Source organism: Sphingobium sp. JS3065 (assembly GCF_026427355.1).
Classification (GTDB): Bacteria; Pseudomonadota; Alphaproteobacteria; order Sphingomonadales; family Sphingomonadaceae; genus Sphingobium.
This window is the reverse complement of sequence record NZ_CP102665.1, coordinates 975,987-996,160: the sequence shown is the minus strand read 5'-3', so window position 1 is coordinate 996,160 and position 20,174 is coordinate 975,987. Positions and strand designations below refer to the sequence as shown.

Here is a 20,174-nt window from a genome sequence, read left to right as displayed (position 1 = left end):
CAAATATAGATCAGATATTATCCGATCAGAACCGAATTCTACCTGTCACACCAATGGTACGCGGCGTTCCGGGCGAGTTGACCGAAAAGCCCAGAACTGCCGGAAATGCCTGCAATTGGTAGCGCTTATTCGTCAGGTTCGTGACAAACACCCTGAGATCGACGCCACTTTCCATGACATTGCTGAGCCCGACGTCGGCATTGACGAGCGAGTAGCCTTTCACCTCGGAATAGCCGGGAAGATAGTCCTCCAGACCATTATAACCATCCGTATGGAAGAAATTGCCGCCGATCGACAGTTCGCCCAGATTGGATCCCATTTCGGGCGTGAACCTGGCGCCCAGAGTATAGACGTTACGCGGAGCGCGCGCGAAGGGATCGTTGCTGCGGTCTACGCCATTCACGACGAACTCAATATATTTTGCGTTCGTGTAAGCATAGTTGGCGGTCAGCTCCAGCTGCTTGACCGGGCGGAGCAACACATCGGCTTCGATACCCCAGATGCGAGCCTTACCGACATTGACCGCGACAGTGGTCAAAGGACCGCCAGCCGCCGGAACCTGAGAGATCGCGCGCTGGAGATCCTTATATTTCGAATAATAAGCCGTCAGGTTGGTCCGAAGGAACATGTTGCCCGGATGCCAATCGCCCTTGAAGCCCACTTCAAAGTCGTCGACGAATTCGGGATTGAACGTCTGCCGCAGACCAGCCTCGGTGCCAGCGCGTGCCGCAAAACCGCCGGTGCGATAGCCCCGCCGATGCGCCACATAGAGCAGGGCATCCTTGTTGAACTTATACTGGGCGCTCAGATTGTAGGTCGGCTTGGAGAATTTCGCGTCCGCCTTCACGATACATTGCGCTTCGGTCAAATTGGCGGCGGGCGTTTCCGGCGTTGCCGGATTATTGTCGAGGTCCCGCGAGAAGCGGCAGAGGAAGCGCGAATCCGGGTCAGAATTCTGCATGAAGCGGTTACGCGCGATTATGCTGCGCTTGTCAGTGTTGAAGCGTATGCCGCCCGTCAGGGTCAGGCCATCCACCACTTCATAGTCGAGCTGGCCAAAGACCGCATAGCTCTTGTTCGTCGCGGCAACATCGGTGTTGGACAGCGTTCTGGCGTCGAGCACCGGATAATCCAGAACATTGCCGGATTCGACCAGGCCCGGGTCAACGGCACCCGCCGCAGATAGACCCTGGTTACGTCCGCGCTCCCAGAAAAAATATGCGCCGGCAATATATTTGAGCCGACCGATATCGCCGAACAGCTGCATTTCTTCGGTGAACTGGCCGGTATAATCGAGCCGTTCCCCCTGCTGCACAGCATTCGACGTGCCATCATAGTCATCGACAGCATGGCTCTTCACATGCCGATAACCCAGGATATTCTTGAAGGTCAGCCAATCACTGATCGGGATCGTCGTGGCATTCTGAACCGTATGCGTTTCAATCTTGTTGAAGACATTCACCCCGGACGCAATGCGGTAAATTCCGCGAGCCCGCTGCTGAGCGAGCAATGTGCTAAAGCTGGTATAGTTCCGCGGTGCGCCATAAGCGTCGGTGATACGCGATCCAGCGCCTGCCGGAAGGACGAGGTTCGCGAGGAACGTACCAGTGCCGCCGTCATTTTCATGAAAATAATCATAGGTCGTGAGCGATTCGACTTCACTGTTGGGATCGTAGAACCGCAAGGAGATACGCGCCGCCTGCTGGTCGGTATCGTTGATGTTGCGCTTGAGGATTTCGTCATACACAAAGCCATCGTCTTTTTTCGAGGCTCCCGCGACGCGCAACTGAACATAGTCGTTCAACGGTACGTTGATCATCGCATCGACGTTGAACATGTCCCGGCTGCCGACTGTGACGCCCGCTTCTGCTTCAAATTCGTTGGTCGGCTTGTTCGGACGGATGACGATCGCGCCGCCCGTGGAGTTTCTTCCGAACAGAGTACCTTGCGCACCGCGCAGAACTTCAACAGCGGAAACATCGAAGATAGCGCCGTTGACGCCCTGCGTCCGCGCAGCCACCACGTCGCCGAGATACACGGGCACGGACGGATCAGCGAGCAAGGTGAATTCCTGCTGGCTTTGTCCGCGAATGGCGAAGACAGGATAGGCGCGGCCGGAACCGAGACCGGGCGCAGCGACCAGACTGGGGTTGACGCGGGAAAGGTCCGCAACGCTAGTGATGTTGTTCTGCTGGAGCGTAGCCGGGGTGGTAACGGCAACGGACACCGGAACGTCCTGAAGCCGTTCGTCGCGCCGCCGCGCCTGGACAATGATGTCCGTCACGCTGACCTGGCCCGATGCAGGAGCAGCGCCGCTTGGCTGCTGCGCCATGGCGGGCGTTGCTGCGGCGAAGACCGCAGCAGACGCGGAACTCGCCAACAGTGATAAAATCGCTTTCATGGTCATCTCCCCGTGCACATTAGTTGTGCTTATAGATTAGAGCTTTAGTCTCACGCGACTTATCGAAATGCCCGTCGAGATGCTCCGGAAAAGAGCCTAACACAAAGGCAAGGTCACGCAATTGCATTGGGAATGGAACCCATTTGTGCACAATTCAAAAGCGTTGGGACTGACTTATCGCGTATGCGGAAAATAACACTCCATTATAGATCTGATGAGCGATTGGTCGTGCAGCCGCCATGTCAGCACGACCGCGGACGACGTGCTCCACTTGCCTTCCTGTGCCCGATCATTCTTTCCTGCCCTTTGGCATTCGCTCAGCGCGCAGCAGGAAGCGCCGGACCTTGCCCGTGTCATCACGAATGCGATTTCGCGTGAACTCCCAACTGCGGGGATGCTTGATTCGAGCGAGCGCCGCCAAGGCTGGAGCGGTGAACAGCTCTCTATCCTGCGGTTCTTCCTGCCCTGGAGCAAGCTCTATGATCGCGTGAAGCTGGTTCCCCATATCGGCATCGGGCAAACCGATGACCGCGGCGCAAAGCACGCCGGGCAACATCTCCAGCGCGTCCTCAACCTCGGCAGGATAGACGTTGACGCCGCCGATCAGAATCATGTCCGTGCGACGGTCGGCAAGGTAAAGCCACCCCTGCTCGTCGACCCAGCCCATGTCGCCGAAACTGTCGAGATTTCCCTTCAGGCGCGGCAGCGCGCCGATATAGCTGTAATTGGTGCCCGGCCCCAATTGCGCCCGGAAATAGATGTCGCCAACCTCCCCTGGCGACATGACTTCGCCCTCCTCTCCCAGGATCAGTATCTCGAATCCCGCCGCGGCTCGGCCGACCGACCCGGGATGCGCGAGCCACTGGGCGCCATCAATGACCGTCGCCCCGATCCGCTCCGTCCCGCCATACACTTCCAGCACTTTCTCGGGCCCGATACGCTCTATCCACCAGCGCTTGATTGATGGCGGGCAGGGCGCCGCCATATGAAGCAGCGTATCAATGGAGGAGAGATCTGCCGCAGCTGTCAGTTCGGGCGGCAGCTTGGCGATCCGGCTCATCATAGTGGGCACGAGATAAGCGAAGGATGGGCGGAAACAGGTGACGATGTCTAGCCATTCCGCCGGATCGAACCGCTCCATGCAAAGCAGATGGCCGCCCTGCGCCAGCGCCATGGTTGCATAGGCGAAGGGGGCCGAATGATAAAAGGGCGCCGGGAGCAGCAGGGTCATGCGCGGCGTGCAGCGGCGTCCCGCCTTGTCCGCACCCCAGGTCGACGGATTGGGATCGGCGATCAGCTTGGGCTTGCCGGTGCTGCCGCCGCTGTTCATGATCCGGCCCGGACAGGCCGAGGCCAAAGGCAAGGGCTCTGTGGAGTAGCCCGATGCATCTTCACGATCGACATTGTGCACGGGAACAGCGCCAGGCGGCAGCTCATCCGTACCGATGATGCAGCGCGGCTCGATCAGTGCCGCCAGGCTCGCAAACTCGGCATGGGCCAAGCGGTGCGACATCGGACAAGGTATGGCGCCCAGCTTCCAGACGGCGAATGTCGCTTGAAGAAACTCGACCCGGTTGGCCATGGCGATCACGACGCGGTCGCCGGCCGCGACACCATGGCGCTCCGCCAGCAGCCGCGCCAGCCTGTTCGCGGACCGATCCATGTCGGCATAGGTCCAGCTTCGGCCGGCCAGGGTCAGCGCCGGCGCATCGGGCGTGGCGGCGGCATGCGCGGACAGCAGAGCGCCCAGTGGAGCGCCCTCCACGGGCTGCCCATCGGCAGCAATCAGGCTCGTCAAATCCTCGATCATCACCCCCTGTTGCCGCCAAAGGGAACCGCTGCCAAGAGATAGGCGACCAATCCTGATATATCGAATTGGCGATAATCCTGCGTCCGCACTGGATCACCGTCCGTGGCTCAACGATAGCAGAGGGCAACAACGTTAGATTTGGACTGGAGCAGGGGTTATCAATGGCGGGTTCTTTGGCCGGACTGCGCGTCCTCGATCTCAGTCGCATTCTTGCGGGTCCTCTGGTCGGTCAGATGCTGGGCGATCTGGGCGCTGAAGTCTTCAAGATCGAGCGGCCCGGCAAGGGCGACGATGCGCGAGAGATGGGGCCGCCTTTCCTAAAAAAGCAGGATGGCAGCCAGACCGACACTGCAGGCTTTTTCCTGGCGTGCAACCGCAACAAAAAGTCGCTGTCCCTCAACCTTTCCGATCCCGTCGGTCAGGATCTCGTCCGCAAGCTTGCGCAAAGCTGCGACATCGTCATCGAAAATTTCAAGGTCGGCACGCTAGCGCGCTATGGCCTCGATTATGAGAGCGTGCGCGCGGTCAATCCCGCCATCATCTACTGTTCGATCACGGGCTTTGGCCAGACCGGTCCCGAAGCATTGAAACCGGGCTATGACGGCATTTTTCAGGCGATGGGCGGCATGATGAGCGTGTCGGGCCACCCGGAGGGCGTACCCGGCGGCGGACCGATGAAAGTCGGCATTTCCATCGTCGACATATTGACCGCCAATAATGCGACGATCGCGATTCTTGCGGCGCTGCGCCACCGGGAACAGGGCGGACCAGGCCAGTATCTCGACATTTCCCTGCTCGATTGCGGGATCGCGGCCCTGTCGCACTTCGCGCAAAATTACCTCATCACCGGCGAAGTTCCGGAACGGCGCGGCAATGGCGGCTATGGCGGCATTCCCAGCCAGGCATTCACCTGCGCGGATCGCCAGATTTTCGTAGTCGTCGGCAACAATGCCCAATATGCGCGTTTCTGCGAGGCGATCGAGCGGCCGGACCTGTTTGCCGATGATCGGTTCAACACCGGGCCGCGCCGAATCGAAAATCGCAAGATATTGGTGCCCATTCTCGATGAGGTCTTCCAACAACGGGAAGCCGCACATTGGCTGGCGGCTCTCGATGCGGCGGGCGTCCCGGTCAGCTATGTCAACGACGTGCGCCAGATGTTCGAGGAACCGCAGGTCAAGGCCCGCGAAATGTGCCGCAGCATCGCCCATAACGAAGCGGGCACGCTGCCGATCATTGCCAATCCGCTGCGTTTTTCCGAAACCCCGGTCGACACCTACAGCGCGCCGCCCGAGCTGGGCGAGCACAGCGTCGAAATCCTGTCAGGCGCGCTTGGCCTCAGTTCCGAAGAAATCCAGCACTTGCGCGACAAGGGTGTCGTCGGCTGAACCGTCGGCCGTCATAATCCAACAGGCGTGGCCGTAGGGGCCGGGCAGATGGAAGATCAGAAACGGGCCGCGCCTTCAGGTCGAAGGCGCGGCCCGCGCCGTTTCATGAGCCGCGATAGACCGGCTTGCGCTTCTCGCGGAAGGCGTCGGCACCTTCCTTGAAGTCGTCGGTCCAGGTCATCAACGACTGGACCGCGATCTCATAATCCAGCGCCTCGTCGAATGTCTGGCCGGGCGCGGCGGCGAACTGACGCTTGATTTCCGAAAGCGCGAGGGTCGGCGCGCTCGCCAGATCCTCCGCCATGGCGCGCGCGCGCGCCAGCGCCTCGCCCGGCTCTACCGCCGTCAGCGCAAAGCCCATGGACGCGGCCTCCTCGCCGCTGACGAAGCGGCCGGTAAAGGCCATTTCCTTCGCGCGCATCACGCCCACATGGCGTTCCATCAGCCAACCCGCGCCCGCGTCCATGGCCAGGCCGATATGGCGAAAGGCGAACTGGAAGCGCGCATTGTTCGCGCAGATGATGAAATCGCTCGCCAGCGCCATCGCAAAGGCCATGCCGATGCACACACCCTCGACCGCGGCGATGACCGGCTTTTGCGTATGCGCGACGGACCGCACCATGCGGCTGCGCGAACGTGAGTTGCCCAGATTGCCGCGAACCCCGCCAGCGCCGATTTCCCCGACATTCGCGCCGGCGGAAAAATCCTTGCCAGCGCCCGTCAGGATGATGGCCCGCACTTCATCGTCGTCCTGAAGCGTCTGGAAGACATCCTGAAACTCGCGTCGCATGCCAAGCGTGATCGCATTCTTCCGCTCTGGCCGATTGATCGTAACAATGGCGACCGCGCTTTCGATACTGACGTCCACGGACATTTGCCATTCTCCCCTGAAAACCCTTGCTGCGTACGAATTAGCATCGCTATCGCGCCGCGTGACCCCTTTCGCTGGGGGCACACCGGTTTATCACTGATGCGATAAAGGCTGCGGATGCGTTGGAATTCGCGTGATGCTGCACCAATGAACGACGAAGATTTTGCGCGCGCAACTGCGTTAAGGAGCTAATCGTGCAGACATTCGTGACCGAGCGGCTCGACTGGCCCGATACTGCACCGCAACTGCGGGCGGAGGTTCGCGCGCTGGTGGCCGACCATGGCGTGGACGATCCCGTCAAGCGGGCCAATAGCTGGGCGAAACCCGATCCCGCCTTCAGCCGCCTGCTGGGCGCCCAAGGGCTGATCGGCATGGTCTGGCCCAAGGAATTTGGGGGGCATGAGCGCAGCCCGCTGGAACGCTATGTCGTGCTGGAGGAATTGCTGGCTGCAGGCGCGCCCGTCGGCGCGCACTGGATTGCCGACCGGCAGACGGGCGCGCTCCTGCTGCGCTACGGCACCGAGGAAGAAAAGCACCGCTGGGTGCCCGGCATGGCGCGGGGCGAAGTCTACGCCTGCATCGGCCTGTCGGAACCCGGCGCGGGATCGGACCTTGCGGGCGTGCGCACGACGGCCCGGCGCGATGGCGACGACTGGATCCTGTCGGGTCAGAAGGTGTGGACCACCAACGCGCACCATGCCCATGTGATGATCGCGCTGGTCCGGTCGGAAGCGGGATCGACCCGCAACGAAGGCCTGTCGCAGTTCGTCATCCCGATGGACGCGCCAGGCGTCACTATCCAGCCGATCCTGGACCTCACCGGCGGCCACGACTTCAACGAAGTGTTTCTGGAAGAGGTACGCCTGCCCGCGTCCGCGCTGGTGGGTCAGGCAGGCAATGGCTGGAAGCAGGTGACGGCCGAACTGTCGCTCGAACGATCCGGCCCCGAACGCTATCTGTCCTCCATGGCGCTGCTGACCGAACTGATCCGTCACGCAGGATCGACGCATTCGGAACGGCTCAATGATCTGGTGGCGCGACTCGCCGCAGAAACCTGGACGCTGCGCCTGATGAGCGCCAGCGTCGCCGCCAAGATCGCCTGCGGCAAGGACCCGTCGCTGGAAGCAACGATAGTCAAGGACCTTGGCAATTCATTCGAGCAGGCCATGCCCGAGCTGGTGCAGGCGGCGGTCGACATCGACCCGGCCGGACCCGAAGCCCTGGGCCTGGTTCTGGGTCATCTGCTGCAGGTCTCACCATCCTTCTCGCTGCGCGGCGGTACGCGAGAGATATTGAAGGGCATCATCGCAAGGGGGCTAGGCCTGAGATGAACGACGAACAGCGGATGCTCGCCGACATGTCCGAGGAGCTTTTTGCAAGCCTCGGCCCAACGGCAACCCTGCAGCAGGACTGGGGCGCCATTGAACAAGTGGCGCTCGACGGCCTGCTGCTGGGCGCCGATCAGGGCGGCTTTGGCGGATCATGGGAAGACGCGCTGATCGTCTTCCGCCTCGCGGGCTATCATGGCCTAGCGCTGCCGGTCGCGGAGGCGGCGATCGCGTCGGCCCTTGCCGGGCGTAGCGGGGAACGTGGCACCATCGCCCGTCACACACAGGGCGAAGTAACCTGCGGCCGTTTTACCGGCACGCTTTCGGGCATCTGCTTCGGAGCCGGTGCAGCCTTCATCCTCGCGCCATGCCCGCAGGGCGGATCAATGCTGATCGAAGCCGCCGCGCTCCCGCTCGAAACGGAACCCTCGGTCGCAGGGGAAGCCCGCGATCGCGCTGTTCTGGAGGACGCGCCGGTTACGCTGTGCGAAGGCGACGTCTTCGCCATGGGGGCACTGGCGCGGGTCGCGCAGATGGCGGGCGCGCTCGATGCGACGCTGGCGCGATCGGTCGACTATGCCAATGAACGGGTGCAGTTCGGGCGGGCGCTCGGCAAGTTCCAAGCGGTCCAGCAAAATCTGGCAACTTTCGCTTGCGAGGCAGCGGCGGCCAATTGCGCCGCCATGGGCGCCGCGCAGGCGATGAGCCGGGGCGTGGCGACCTTCGAGATCGCTGCCGCCAAATTGCGGGCGAACCGTGCCGTGGGCGTGGGCACTGCCATCGCCCATCAGGTCCATGGTGCGATCGGCTTTACAGAGGAATATCCGCTCCATCCACTGACCCGCCGCCTGTGGGCCTGGCGTTCCGAATTCGGGAACGACGCCTATTGGAGCGCCCTGCTGGGTCCCCGCATCGTGGAGCGCGGCCCCGACCATTTCTGGGCGGATTTGACCGCCCTTACCGACTAAGCAGTCAAGGATCAGACCATGCCAGAAGCCGTCATCGTCGCTACCGCCCGCACTCCCATCGGCAAGGCCGGGCGCGGCGCGCTCAATATGCTCGACGGGCCTGAACTGGGCGCCATCGTCATCCGCGAAGCCGTCGCCCGCGCCGGCTTGACCGGCGACGAAGTGGAGGATGTCATCCTGGGCGCGGCCCGTCTGGAAGGACCGCAGGGTGGGAATATCGGGCGCCTCGCCGCGCTGCGCGCTGGCCTGCCCCTTTCCGTGCCGGGCGTGTCGCTGGACCGCAAATGCGCTTCGGGCGTCAATTCCATCGCCTATGCCGCCCAGCGCGTCATGACTGGGGAAGGCGACATCTATGTCGCCGGTGGCCTCGATTCGTGCAGCCTCGCCCTGCCCAACACCCGGATGGACGGTGGCGAAAATGCCTGGCTCGCCAGCAATATCGTTGGCGTCTATGACAGCATGATCCAGACGGCTGAGACCGTGGCGAGCCGCTATAGGATCAGCCGCGCCGCGCAGGACGAATATTCGCTGCAAAGCCAGCAACGCATCGCCGCCGCCCAGCAGAACGGCCTGCTGAACGATGAGATCGTTTCCGTCACCACCGAAAAGTTCGTCAAGGACAAGTCCGGCGCCATCACCGGCAGGGAAACGGTGACCCTGACGCAGGATGAAGGCAATCGGCCGGAAACCACGCTGGAGGGGCTTTCCGGCCTGCGCACGGTGGTGGAGGGCGGCTGCATCACCGCCGGTAACGCCAGCCAGTTGTCCGATGGCGCCAGCGTCTGCGTTGTCATGAGCGACGGCGGAGCCGCGCGGCGCGGGCTGAAGCCGCTCGGCATCTTCCGCGGCTTCGCCACTGCCGGCTGCGGGCCGGACGAAATGGGCATCGGCCCCGTATTTGCGGTTCCCAAACTGCTTGATCGCGCCGGCCTGAAGGTCGAGGACATCGGCCTTTGGGAACTCAACGAAGCCTTCGCCGTGCAGGTGCTCTATTGCCAGCAGAAGCTTGGCATTGACCCCGCACGACTGAACGTCAATGGCGGCGCGATCGCGATCGGCCACCCGTTCGGCATGAGCGGGTCGAGAATGACGGGCACCGCGCTGATCGAGGGCCGCCGCCGGAAGGAGCGCTACGCCGTGGTGACGATGTGCGTGGCCGGCGGCATGGGCGCGGCCGCCCTGTTCGAGCTCGTCTGAAACAGAAAAAGGAGCGGCGATTGCCCGCCGCTCCTCATATCCTCTGAACCCGGGAGCCGGGGTGGTCTCAACCGCCCCGGCTTCTTGCCGTTCAGGCGGCTTCCTGAACCGTGGTGAAGCCCCCCAGATCCGCCAGCCGATCGATATGATGCTGGCCATTGCCCAGGATCATGCCGATTGCGGTCAGCCGACGGAACCAGTGGCTGACGACATGTTCCTCACTGACGCCGATGCCGCCATGCAGCTGAACCGCCGACTGCGCGATAAAGCGCCCGGCCTTGCCGATGACCGCCTTGATCGCGGCGAAGCCCTTCGCGCGCTCGCCCTCATCCGTTTCATTGGCCAGCGTCGCGGCATAGATGGCCGCTGATTTGGCCTGCTCCACCTCGACGAGCATTTCCGCCGCGCGGTGCTGAAGCGCCTGGTTGGTTCCGATCGGCTTGCCGAACTGCTCACGCGTCTTGAGATAGTCGACCGTCACATCCAGCGCGGCCTGCATCGCGCCGGCAGCCTCCGCCGCCAGGAAGGCGATCCCGGCATGGCGCGCGCGCGTGACGCAACCGACGTCGAGATAGGCGGCGGCATCCACCACGAGATTGTCGAGCAGCAGGTCAGCCGCGCCGCCGCCGCCATGCAGGCGATAGCCCCGCCGCGACAGACCCGGCGCATCGGCGCGCACGACATAGGCGCCATCCCCGACCGGGATCACGAATAGATCGGCGCAATTCCCGCCCAGCACAAGAGCAGCGCGCCCCGACAGCCGACCGTCGACCAGCGCAACCGTTGCGTCGTCGGCAAAGGCGCCAATCACCTCGCCCGACATGATTGGGGCCAGCAGCGCTTCGGCGCGGTCGCCCGCCCCCTCCGCTATGGCGGTTCCGGCAAGCACGATGGACGGCAGATACGGCTCCATCACCAGCGCGCGGCCGAACGCTTCGCCCACCAGCATCATTTCGACGCTGCCCAGGCCCAGACCGCCCGCGCTTTCCGGAAAGGGCAGCATGGTGAGGCCAAGGTTGACGAACTCGGTCCATATACCATCCGACCAGCCCTTGGGCTGGCTGGCATAGCCGGTGCGCTGCTCGAACTGATAGCGGTCCGCGATCAGCCGGTCGATGCTGTCCTGCAGCATCCGCTGATCGTCCGAAAGGTTGAAATTCATTGCTTCGCCGCCTTATTTCAAACCGAGGATGGAGCCGGCCACGATGGTCTTCTGCACCTCGCTCGACCCGCCATAGATTGATGCCGCGCGCAGGATCGCGTAATTGGGCATGATCGTGCCCAGCCATTCTTCCTCGTCCGCCCCGAAGGGCTCTTCATCCGAATGCACTTCCAGCGCAGCCGCGCCCGCCGTTTCCAGCAACAGCTCGGACGCGGCCTGACGCAATTCCACGCCCTTGAGCTTCAGCACAGACGATCGCGGGTCGGGCGCATCCGATCCGCGCTGACCGTCCAGCACGCGCAGCTGCGTGATTTCCAATATCTTCAGTTCCGCCTCGATCGCCGCTGCCTTGCGCAGCGTGGCGACATGGCCATCCGCCAGCCGCTTGATGCGCCGTATCAGATGCTTGGTCATGCCGATGCGGGCGATCCCCGTCCGCTCGTTGGACAGCAGGAACTTGGTGACGTCCCAGCCCTTATTCTCTGTGCCGACCAGGCAATCGGCGGGAACGCGGACCTCGTCCAGAAACACCTCATTGACCTCGTGCCGACCGTCCATGGTGACGATCGGACGGACGGTAACGCCGGGCAGGCGCAGGTCGATCAGCAGGAAGCTGATGCCCATCTGCTTGCGCTGCGCGACCGGGTCTGTGCGTACCAGCGTGAACATCCAGTCGGCATGGTGGGCCATGCCCTGCCAGATCTTGTGGCCGGAAACGACGAAATGATCGCCCTCCCGCCTGGCCGAAGTGCGCAGCGAAGCAAGATCGGAACCGGCGCCCGGTTCCGAAAAGCCCTGCGCCCACCAGATGTCGTTATTGGCCGTCGCGGCGAGGAAGCGATCCTTTTGCCCCGGGGTGCCGAACGCGATCAACACCGGGCCGATCATCGACACGTTGAAGCTCACTGGTTCGGGCGCGGGCGCCTGATGCAGTTCATCGAGAAAAATATAGCGCTCGACCGGCGTAAAACCGGGGCCGCCCGCTTCCTTGGGCCAGGAAGGCGTGGCCCATTGGCGACGGTTGAGCGTGCGCTGCCAGGCAACGACCTCCTCCTTGGTGGGGATGCGCCCGTCGAGCATCTTGCGATGGGTGACAGGATCGAGATTGTCGCGGATGAAGGCACGCACTTCCGCGCGGAATGCGTCCTCCTCGGCGGTGAAGCGAAGGTCCATGGTTCTGCTTAGCGCCCCGTGAAGACAGGCTTGCGCTTCTCGGAGAACGCGCGAATACCTTCCTTATAATCTTCGGAAGCATAGCAGATCTGGAAAAGCTCTTCGCAACGATCGGTGTCGCGCTTGGCTTCGTCCTGCGCATAGGTCCAGAGCGTATATTTGATGTCTTCGGCTGTCAGCGGCGCGCCGACCGAAATATTCTTGATGGTCTTTTCGATCCAGGGCCAGAATTCATCATTGGGCAACACCCGGCCGACCAGATGCTTGACATAGGCTTCTTCCGCGCTCAGCCGCAATCCGCCCAGCAGCATGTCCTTGGCGGCACCATAGCCCATGATGTCGATCATGCGCCGCAGCGACGAGTAGCGATAGCCGATGCCGATGTTCATCGCAGGCTGACCGAAGGAAGACTGCGCCGAACAGTAGCGCAAGTCGCAGACGAGAGCGACCGACACGCCACCGCCTATGCAATAGCCGTCAATGGCCGCCACCGTCACCTTCTTGGAGCGATAAATCTTCTGCATCGCTTCTTCGCCGGTTCTGGCATAATGTTCCTGAGCGTCCTTGTCACCGCGCTCTTGTTCATATTTGCCGACATCGGCTCCGGCGACAAAGGCTTGACCGCCAGCGCCTGAAAAGACGACGACGCGAACTTCATCATCCTCTTCGAACTGCGCCATGGCGTCGCCCATGGCCTGCCACATTTCAAGGCAGATGGCGTTCATCTTCTCGGGCTTGTTAAATATAATGTGCCCGACGGCATTGTCCTTACGGGTAAGGATATAATCAGACAAAGTCTTCTCTCCTGAGAATGGCGCAGTGGGTGGAAGACAAACTGATCAGACCCCTGATCATTATTGATCATCACTCGCGCACTATAAATAAACGCGCGCGATTATCAGGCCATCATGGCGCTTTGCCGCAATATTGGAGCGGGCACGAAATTTCCGCTGGCGATCCGGGGACCGATATGATTTGCCACCGCTTGGCGCAGGCAGCGCACCAGCTCGTCATGCCGGGCTTCGATTTCGCCCGTTCGCCCGATAATGCCGACCGCCAGTTGCTCTTCGCCCACGGCTCGGGGAAGCAGCACAGAAATGCCGTTCCAGCCCGGCATCACGGTTCCGGACGCGATCCCGCGCTTCGACACTTCCAGCAGACGCTCCAGCAAATCACCGCACCGCACATGATCCTCCGGCTCACTTTCAGCATTGATGCGCTGCACGAGAAGCCGGACTTCCTGGCTGAAGGAAGTGGATAAGATCACATGTCCAAAGGGCGAATGCAGCAAATGACGCTCGGTTCCATTGCTCAATTCTTCTGGAACTTTGCCAACTGCATGAACATGCTTCAAAGATATACCTACTCGAGAGCATAGAGCGACCCCGAGCCTGGTTGTTTCTTTAAGATTGTCCATCATCGTCAAGAGACTGCCGTTGCGAAATAGCGCCGGATGGACCCAGGCGCCCAGCAGAGCGACGCGGGATGTTGGGCGGAAAACCCGCTCCCCACGCTCCCGTGAAAGATAGCCTCGACGCACCAAAGTGCCCAGCAATTCCGAGGTGCTCGACTGGGGGGCGTTGAGGGCGCGCGCCACGTCCATAACCGTTACTGCCGTTCGCCCTTCATTGAAGAGTTCGAAGATTTCCAGCACCCGATCAGCCGACTTGATCTTTTTCTCGCGCAACACTGCCGCCATCAGATCCTCCATCTGGTCGTTACCGACCTTTTCTTTCGGAGGTTGTTATATCAACATAATAAGTCGGCACAACGCAGACATGGGCTGGGAGCTTTGCCATGCCGAAACGAAGGCCTATGAGATAAATTCATAAGGCCCACTGGTCCGCTTGGGAAATAAAATTATCGCTGATTTATAATGACTTGCGGCCACATGCTCCGCACCCTCTGTCGGAGGCGGCAGCGACGGCAGCATTGGCGCGACGGCAGTTTGGCGTCGCTCCGCTTCCACCACACCCCCTTATGGTGGCTTGAGCCACCAAAAAGCACCTCCTCATCGGGCCGCGGCAGCCGACCGATCAGCCGCGAATAGACGACTCGATAGATAGCCAGGATCGGGGCAGGGCGCCCGACTGGCGCGTGAGCATCAGTCTTTATTGAGGCGATATGATAGTGTTCAGTTCTTCGGACCCCGTTGCATGAAGAACCGCAGCATAGCCGAACACGAAGGATGCGATGATGCTGGCCCCCGCAGCAGGATAGCATCGGCCAAAGACTGACGCAGTGGAATTGCCAATGGCGTAGAGGCCGGAAATAGGCGCCCCGTCCTGGTTCAAGACCCGAGCATATTCATCGGCCACCACACCGCCTGCCGTGCCGACATCGCCCGGGAATATGGCGCAAGCGTAGAAAGGCCCTTCTGCGATCGCGCCAAGATTGGGATTGGGCTTGACCGAGGGGTCGCCATGGGACCGGTCAAAGGCGCGGTTTCCACGCGCGAAATCCTCATCATTGCCCGTGCTGCAGAAGTGGTTGAAGCGGGATACTTCCTGCCTGAGCCCCTCGCGGTCGATGCCGCACTGGTCCGCCAGCTCGTCCAGCGTTGCCGCGCGCTTCATATAGCCGGTCTCGATCCATTTTTCCGGCGTTTTGCCCGGCATTTCATTACCCCAGGGATAGCGCTCGCGATGGCGCGCGTCGAAAATCGCCCAGCATGGCAGCCCTTTGCCGGTTTCCCGCTCACGCGCCATCATATTTTCGCCAATATCCATATAGGATCCGGCTTCGTTGGCGACGCGCCTGCCCGTCTGGTCAACCAGAATCACGTGCGGCAGGCTGAGGTCCAGGTGATGGAAATAAGGCCGGACCGAACCATCCCGCGCTATCGCGCTATCGGGCCAGGTGCCATTGAGGTTCTGCGACGTAACGACCCACCAGGCAGTGTCCAGGCAGTCGGTCTGCGCGCCCAGGGCGATCATCTCCTGAAGCACTTCGCCGGTGTCGCCGGGGTTGGCGCTGGTCCATTCATTGCCGACAAGACCGCCGGTCATCTGCTTGCGGAAGCTGTCGTTGCGGGAAAAGCCGCCGACATTGCAGATGACGCCAGAACGCGCCCTGAGCGTGACTTCCTTGCCGTCGCGAAGGACCCGAACGCCGCTTACCCTGCCCGCTTCGGCCACGAGACCGACGACCGGGGTGCTGAGCTGGATGTCAACATCATGCTTCAGCGCGATTTGCAGCATCCGCCCCTGGATTGCGGCGCCATTGCACGCGCTCACCCGCCCCAGCAGCTTGTCGCGCAACATCAGCATCGCAAAGCGCATCGCCTTGAGCTTTCCGGCGAAGGTCCGCTTGAACAGGAAGAGGGTGGAAAACTCGTCCGCGCCGATGGGCATGCCATAGGCGGGCGGATAAAGGGCGATCCGGTCCTTCCACGCCCCCAGGTCATTGAGGTTGAGCGGTTCCGCCATCAGCGACCGCCCCTCCGGCAAGCCGCCGGGCCGATCGTCATAATAATCCGGCCAGTCGTCGCGCGGGCGGCGGACCTTCAGGCCCAGATCGACCAGGAACTTGATCACCCGCGGCGCGCCAGCCAGCAGCGCGTCGCGGCGGCGCGGCGTCACGCCAGGGCCCTTGTAGGTCACGACATTGTCGAAATATTGCCGCGCCTTTTCAATGCTGTCATGGATGCCCGCCGCTTCGAGCAGATGATTGGCGGGAACCCACCAGACCCCGCCGGAAAAGCTGGTGGAACCGCCCACCTTGTCCTGCTTTTCCAGGATGACGACGGATTTGCCAGCCTGTTTGGCGGCCAGCGCGCCCGCCATTGATCCACCGCCTGATCCCACGATGATCAGATCATATTCTTCTTGAAGCGGTCGAGCCATATCCATGATCGAGACTATTCCTTCGTGCAGCGCGCAGCTGATTACCTTGCGGAACGATCGCCTGAAGACAAGGCGCCTGCGACTGAGATCGGCCTTGTGATCAGGAAAGCAGGGGCGACCCGCTGCCCGTCAATCCTCCGGCGCTATGACAAACCGCATGCCGTCATGCTCGCTCTTCACGATAAGCTGACAGGACAAGCGGCTCAGCTCGTTGCGATGATCGCTGCTGTCGAGCAGATCATTCTCGTCATCGCTTATCGCAGGCAGCGTATCCAGATAGTCGGGATCGGCAAAGACATGGCATGTCGCACATGAACAACAGCCGCCGCAAAGCGCCAGAAGTTCATCAAATCCATTGGCGCGCAGGATTTCCATCAACGATGCGCCGGATTCTGCCTCGACATCTCGCTCGACACCAGATCGACCTACTATGCGCAGTTTTGGCATCTACTCGTTCCACATTATTTTCGGATCGCCGACGTTGACCATTGATGGGTGGTGCGGGAAAGAGGGCCGCATCGACAAGCAACCGCCGGAACGATCGCCTTTGCGATATCATCAACAAGCGAAAGCGAAGGGCTATTGATCTGAAAGGCGGGTATTATTAGCGCAAACCCTTACGCTCTGCATAATGGTCGGCGCCTCCCTCCGAAGGCGCGCTGATGGCCTGTCGATCACCACCTGAAAGGAGTGAACATTGCCAAGGCAGCGCGGCCTTCGCCTGAACTGGATGATCGCGTGGCGGGCCATCCCCCTGCCCGGCGCTGTCGCGATTCCTTTTCCCGGCGCGGCGCAGGAACCAATATCCGCGCATGACACGGCGCGACAGGACAGCGGCCATGATCCTCTGCTCACCCAGTTCCGGCAGCCGCCCCAAGCAGCATTGCCGCGGATGTGGTGGCAATGGCTGAACGGCAACGTCACTCAGGAGGGCATTACCGCCGATCTGGAGTGGATGCACCGCGTCGGCATTGGCGGCGTCCATTATTTCGACGCCGGGGGCCGGATCACCAATCTCAATGTCGTCGACAAGCGGACCGTCGTTGGCGATCCGCAGTGGCAGGCAGCGAGCCGTCATGCCGCGACCCTTGCCGACCGCTATTTTCGGTTGTCGCTGCCTGAACCGCTCCGCGGCCCCTGGTATGAGGAAATGTTCGCCGCGCGGCGCGCAAAGGGACCAACGAACATTGCCCTGTCCGAACTGCGGCTGGTGCAGGGAACGATCATCAACCGCTTTCTGGAAAAGGCGGGCTTTGCCGATGGGCAGCGCTTTGCGTGGAACACGGTCCACGTCAATTCGCCTGCCGCGTCCGATGCCACTTTCGACCTGAAAGTTGAGAAGGCCCAGTTCGACGACATCGGTGAGCCGCGTTCGGAACGGCATGGGCAGCGCGTGACGGCGACGCTCAAGTCGGGGGCGATCGCGCCCGGCGGCGAGCTTGTTTTCGCCTATGGCACCACGACGCCCTGGATCGTCAGCCAGGCCTTTCCCGTGCGCGTCGATGTGAACGGCAAGCGCCTGTCGCCCGATCCGACCTTCGCCGTGGAGCCTGGACCCGCCACCGAATTGCAGGCGATCATCCCCTCCGCCGCCCGCCCCGGTGAACCCTTCCGCCTTCAGCTGATTTCGCGCGACGGGTTCAGCAAGCAGCAGGTGGATCGCGATCGGATGCAGACCGCCGTTCATCATAGCGGCGTGAACTGGGGCGGCGCGGACTTTGACGGCAAGGATCGCTTCCCGCGCCAGATGCGGCTGATCGAAATCTACAGCGCGCATGGGCAGAGCGAATATTATGATCCCGCCGATCCGCTGAGTTACGAAAATGCGCGCAGCGCCCCGGTTTCCAGCTCGCTCAAGGGCCGCCACTATGTGCGCGACGCCTGGGCGGGCGGGTACAAGCTATGTACCCTCGCCTCCTCGGACGATCATAATGGCCAACCGGCCAAGCGCGCCAATGGCCTGACCGCCATTCAGGCTCCCCGGCTTGACCGCGCTTCGCTGCTCAAGGCTATGGCGGAGGGCCATGTCTATGGCGCCACGGGCGAACGCATATTGCTCGACTTCTCGATCGCGGGACAGCCGATGGGCAGCGTCGTCGAAGTGGCGAAGGGAAAGCCGATGCGCTTCAGCATTGAAACCCACGGTACGGACGAACTTTCGAAAGTGTCGGTCTATCGCTACATCTTCGGATCGGACAAGGGGTGGGAGACGGTGTTCGAACGCTCAGGCAAGCTGGGCGCAGCCCTCCGTTGGCAAGGCCGTCTATTATGCGCGGGTCGAACAGGCCAAGCCCATCCGCGTCCTGCTCCCGATCCTGCACGATCGCACCGTCCGCGCCTGGAGCTCCCCGATCTGGAACGGAGAACCGGTGCTGAAGCCGCTGCCGCCCACGCCGGATCAGGAGGAACCGAGATCGCGGCGCCTCCGATCGGCTCCTCGCTAACCCGCGCCGGAAAAATGCGCTAAATAAGCGGATCCGACCATGGTATCTGCAATGGTTGCAAGCGAAGTGAAAGCCTCGCCCCCAACATTGGGCCGCCCATTCAGAGTGACCTGCTGAACAAGCGCCCTGCCTACCCCAAAGGAAAAGATGATGAAGCACCTCCGACGCACTTTGGCCATACTCGCACTTGGCTCGGTCCTCGCCGGCATGCCTCAGGCTGCGGGGGCAAAGCCAAGCAACGACGTAGCATTGCAACAGACCGCCGAAGCCCGTCGGCCCAATATCATTTTGATCCTGGCCGATGATCTTGGGGTCGAAGGCATCAACGCCTATGGCGGGGAATATCACACGCCCAATGTGGATCGGCTGGCCGCCGAAGGCATGCGCTTCGATAACGCCCATGCCATGCCGCTTTGTTCGCCATCCCGTGTCCGGCTGATGACGGGGCAGGAAAACTGGCGAAATTACGAGGCATTCGGCTATCTGGCGCCGGGTCAGCGGACCTTCGGCAACGTCATGCGCGACCTGGGCTATTCCACCGGCATGGTGGGAAAATGGCAGTTGATGGGCAATGGCTTCGACGGTCGTGTCGGCATCACGCCCGAAGCTGCTGGTTTCGACGAAAGCTATCTGTGGCAGCTGCAAGCAATGGCCCGCAAAGGGTCGCGCTATTGGGGTCCGACCCGGGCCAATAATGGAAAGCCCAAGATCAGCGAAGAAGGGTTCGGTCCCGATCTCGACAGCACCCAGGCGCTGGATTTCATATCGCGCCACAAGGACAAACCCTTTTTCCTCTATTACTCGATGGTGCTGGTTCACAATCCCTTCGTTCAGACGCCTGACTCGATGACCGCGCAATGGGCGAAGGATCGTTTCAGCGGCATGGTCACCTATATGGACCGGCTTGTCGGCGATCTGATGACGCGGCTGAAGAGGGAAGGGCTCGACAAGAATACGGTGATCATCTTCACCAGCGACAATGGGACCAATCAACAGATTATTTCGACGCGGGACGGTCATCAGGTCAAGGGAGGCAAGGGACTGCCCACTATCAATGGCACCCACGTCCCGTTTATTGCATGGGGTCCCGGCGTCCCGCGCGGCACGGTGAGCAAAGCTCTGGTCGACTTTACCGATTTACTGCCGACTTTTGCCGAGATTGCGGGAAAAGGGGAAGCGGCCGGAAAAGTGGACGGGGTGAGCCAGTGGCCTGTCATGGAGGGTAAGCTGCGGCATGTCCGGGATACGATCTTCATGCATTATGCGCCGATGTGGCAATACGAACCATCACGCTTTGCATTTGATGACAGCTGGAAGCTCTACGGAAACGGCCAGTTCGTCAAAATGGATCCGGTTTCGGGTACGGAGACCGAAATCAAGCCGAATGAACGCAAAGGTGAAGCTGGGCGCCGCTACACGGTTCTGCGCAAACTATTGGATCAGACAAAGGATGGCCAGCTGAATGCCACCCTTTATCCATGGTGCGAAGGCCAGGCTTCTCTTGATCCGGCCAAGCCTTCCACGGTGGGCGGCTGCGCAAAGATGCCCTCTGGCGAAGAGTGACAGGGCTTTTACGATTTTGACATT

The 20,174-nt window shown here is 61.4% G+C and carries 15 protein-coding genes; 6 read left to right on the top strand and 9 right to left on the bottom strand.

The genetic code is table 11. From position 1 onward, the window contains the following. Positions 1–25 precede the first annotated feature (25 nt). Both NUH86_RS21915 and NUH86_RS21910 read right to left on the bottom strand, forming a co-directional pair. Entirely contained in the window at positions 26–2,419 is a 2,394-nt protein-coding gene (locus tag NUH86_RS21915; protein WP_267252581.1) for a TonB-dependent receptor, read from the bottom strand. Positions 2,420–2,690: 271 nt separating this feature from the next. Further along, on the bottom strand, positions 2,691–4,211 hold the full coding sequence (locus NUH86_RS21910; protein WP_267252580.1) for an AMP-binding protein: 1,521 nt from the start codon (positions 4,209–4,211) through the stop codon (positions 2,691–2,693). 161 nt (positions 4,212–4,372) lie between these two features. Here NUH86_RS21910 and NUH86_RS21905 point away from each other — a divergent pair, with 161 nt between their 5' ends. Then, a complete protein-coding gene (locus NUH86_RS21905; protein ID WP_267252579.1) occupies positions 4,373–5,599 on the top strand; it encodes a CaiB/BaiF CoA transferase family protein in 1,227 nt (408 codons plus the stop codon). 103 nt (positions 5,600–5,702) lie between these two features. On the opposite strand, the gene NUH86_RS21900 is transcribed toward NUH86_RS21905, so the two are convergent. Continuing rightward, positions 5,703–6,473, bottom strand: a complete 771-nt coding sequence (locus NUH86_RS21900; protein WP_267252578.1) for an enoyl-CoA hydratase/isomerase family protein — start codon at positions 6,471–6,473, stop codon at positions 5,703–5,705. Positions 6,474–6,664: 191 nt separating this feature from the next. Here NUH86_RS21900 and NUH86_RS21895 point away from each other — a divergent pair, with 191 nt between their 5' ends. The 3 genes from NUH86_RS21895 to NUH86_RS21885 are packed head-to-tail and all read left to right on the top strand — an operon-like array spanning position 6,665 to position 9,963. After that, complete coding sequence (locus NUH86_RS21895) at positions 6,665–7,801, top strand: acyl-CoA dehydrogenase family protein (RefSeq protein WP_267252577.1); 1,137 nt, start codon at positions 6,665–6,667, stop codon at positions 7,799–7,801. Beyond that, positions 7,798–8,766 (top strand): acyl-CoA dehydrogenase family protein, encoded by a 969-nt coding sequence (locus NUH86_RS21890; RefSeq protein WP_267252576.1) that lies wholly within the window; start codon positions 7,798–7,800, stop codon positions 8,764–8,766. The genes NUH86_RS21895 and NUH86_RS21890 overlap by 4 nt, the downstream gene beginning before the upstream one ends. Before the next feature lie 18 nt (positions 8,767–8,784). Beyond that, on the top strand, positions 8,785–9,963 hold the full coding sequence (locus NUH86_RS21885; protein ID WP_267252575.1) for an acetyl-CoA C-acyltransferase: 1,179 nt from the start codon (positions 8,785–8,787) through the stop codon (positions 9,961–9,963). Positions 9,964–10,054: 91 nt separating this feature from the next. Here NUH86_RS21885 and NUH86_RS21880 read toward each other — a convergent pair whose 3' ends face one another. The 6 genes from NUH86_RS21880 to NUH86_RS21855 form a co-directional block, all read right to left on the bottom strand. Continuing rightward, the gene (locus NUH86_RS21880; RefSeq protein WP_267252574.1) at positions 10,055–11,125 is read right to left on the bottom strand and encodes an acyl-CoA dehydrogenase family protein; all 1,071 of its coding nucleotides are present in this window, start codon (positions 11,123–11,125) and stop codon (positions 10,055–10,057) included. Positions 11,126–11,137: 12 nt separating this feature from the next. Further along, positions 11,138–12,298 (bottom strand): acyl-CoA dehydrogenase family protein, encoded by a 1,161-nt coding sequence (locus tag NUH86_RS21875; RefSeq protein WP_267252573.1) that lies wholly within the window; start codon positions 12,296–12,298, stop codon positions 11,138–11,140. Between the two features lie 8 nt (positions 12,299–12,306). Then, positions 12,307–13,092 carry an enoyl-CoA hydratase gene (locus tag NUH86_RS21870; protein WP_267252572.1) on the bottom strand — a complete coding sequence of 262 codons (786 nt, stop codon included), beginning with the start codon at positions 13,090–13,092 and terminating at the stop codon, positions 12,307–12,309. A gap of 104 nt (positions 13,093–13,196) precedes the next feature. Then, entirely contained in the window at positions 13,197–13,997 is an 801-nt protein-coding gene (locus tag NUH86_RS21865; protein WP_267252571.1) for a helix-turn-helix domain-containing protein, read from the bottom strand. Between the two features lie 412 nt (positions 13,998–14,409). Next, positions 14,410–16,149, bottom strand: coding sequence for an FAD-binding protein (locus tag NUH86_RS21860; RefSeq protein ID WP_267252570.1), 1,740 nt, complete (start codon positions 16,147–16,149; stop codon positions 14,410–14,412). A gap of 123 nt (positions 16,150–16,272) precedes the next feature. Then, entirely contained in the window at positions 16,273–16,590 is a 318-nt protein-coding gene (locus NUH86_RS21855; protein WP_267252569.1) for a 2Fe-2S iron-sulfur cluster-binding protein, read from the bottom strand. Between the two features lie 250 nt (positions 16,591–16,840). Here NUH86_RS21855 and NUH86_RS21850 point away from each other — a divergent pair, with 250 nt between their 5' ends. Both NUH86_RS21850 and NUH86_RS21845 read left to right on the top strand, forming a co-directional pair. Continuing rightward, positions 16,841–18,610: a glycosyl hydrolase gene (locus tag NUH86_RS21850; RefSeq protein ID WP_267252568.1), complete on the top strand. Its 1,770-nt coding sequence runs from the start codon at positions 16,841–16,843 to the stop codon at positions 18,608–18,610. A gap of 124 nt (positions 18,611–18,734) precedes the next feature. After that, a complete protein-coding gene (locus NUH86_RS21845) occupies positions 18,735–20,150 on the top strand; it encodes a sulfatase-like hydrolase/transferase (RefSeq protein WP_267252567.1) in 1,416 nt (471 codons plus the stop codon). Positions 20,151–20,174 lie beyond the last annotated feature (24 nt).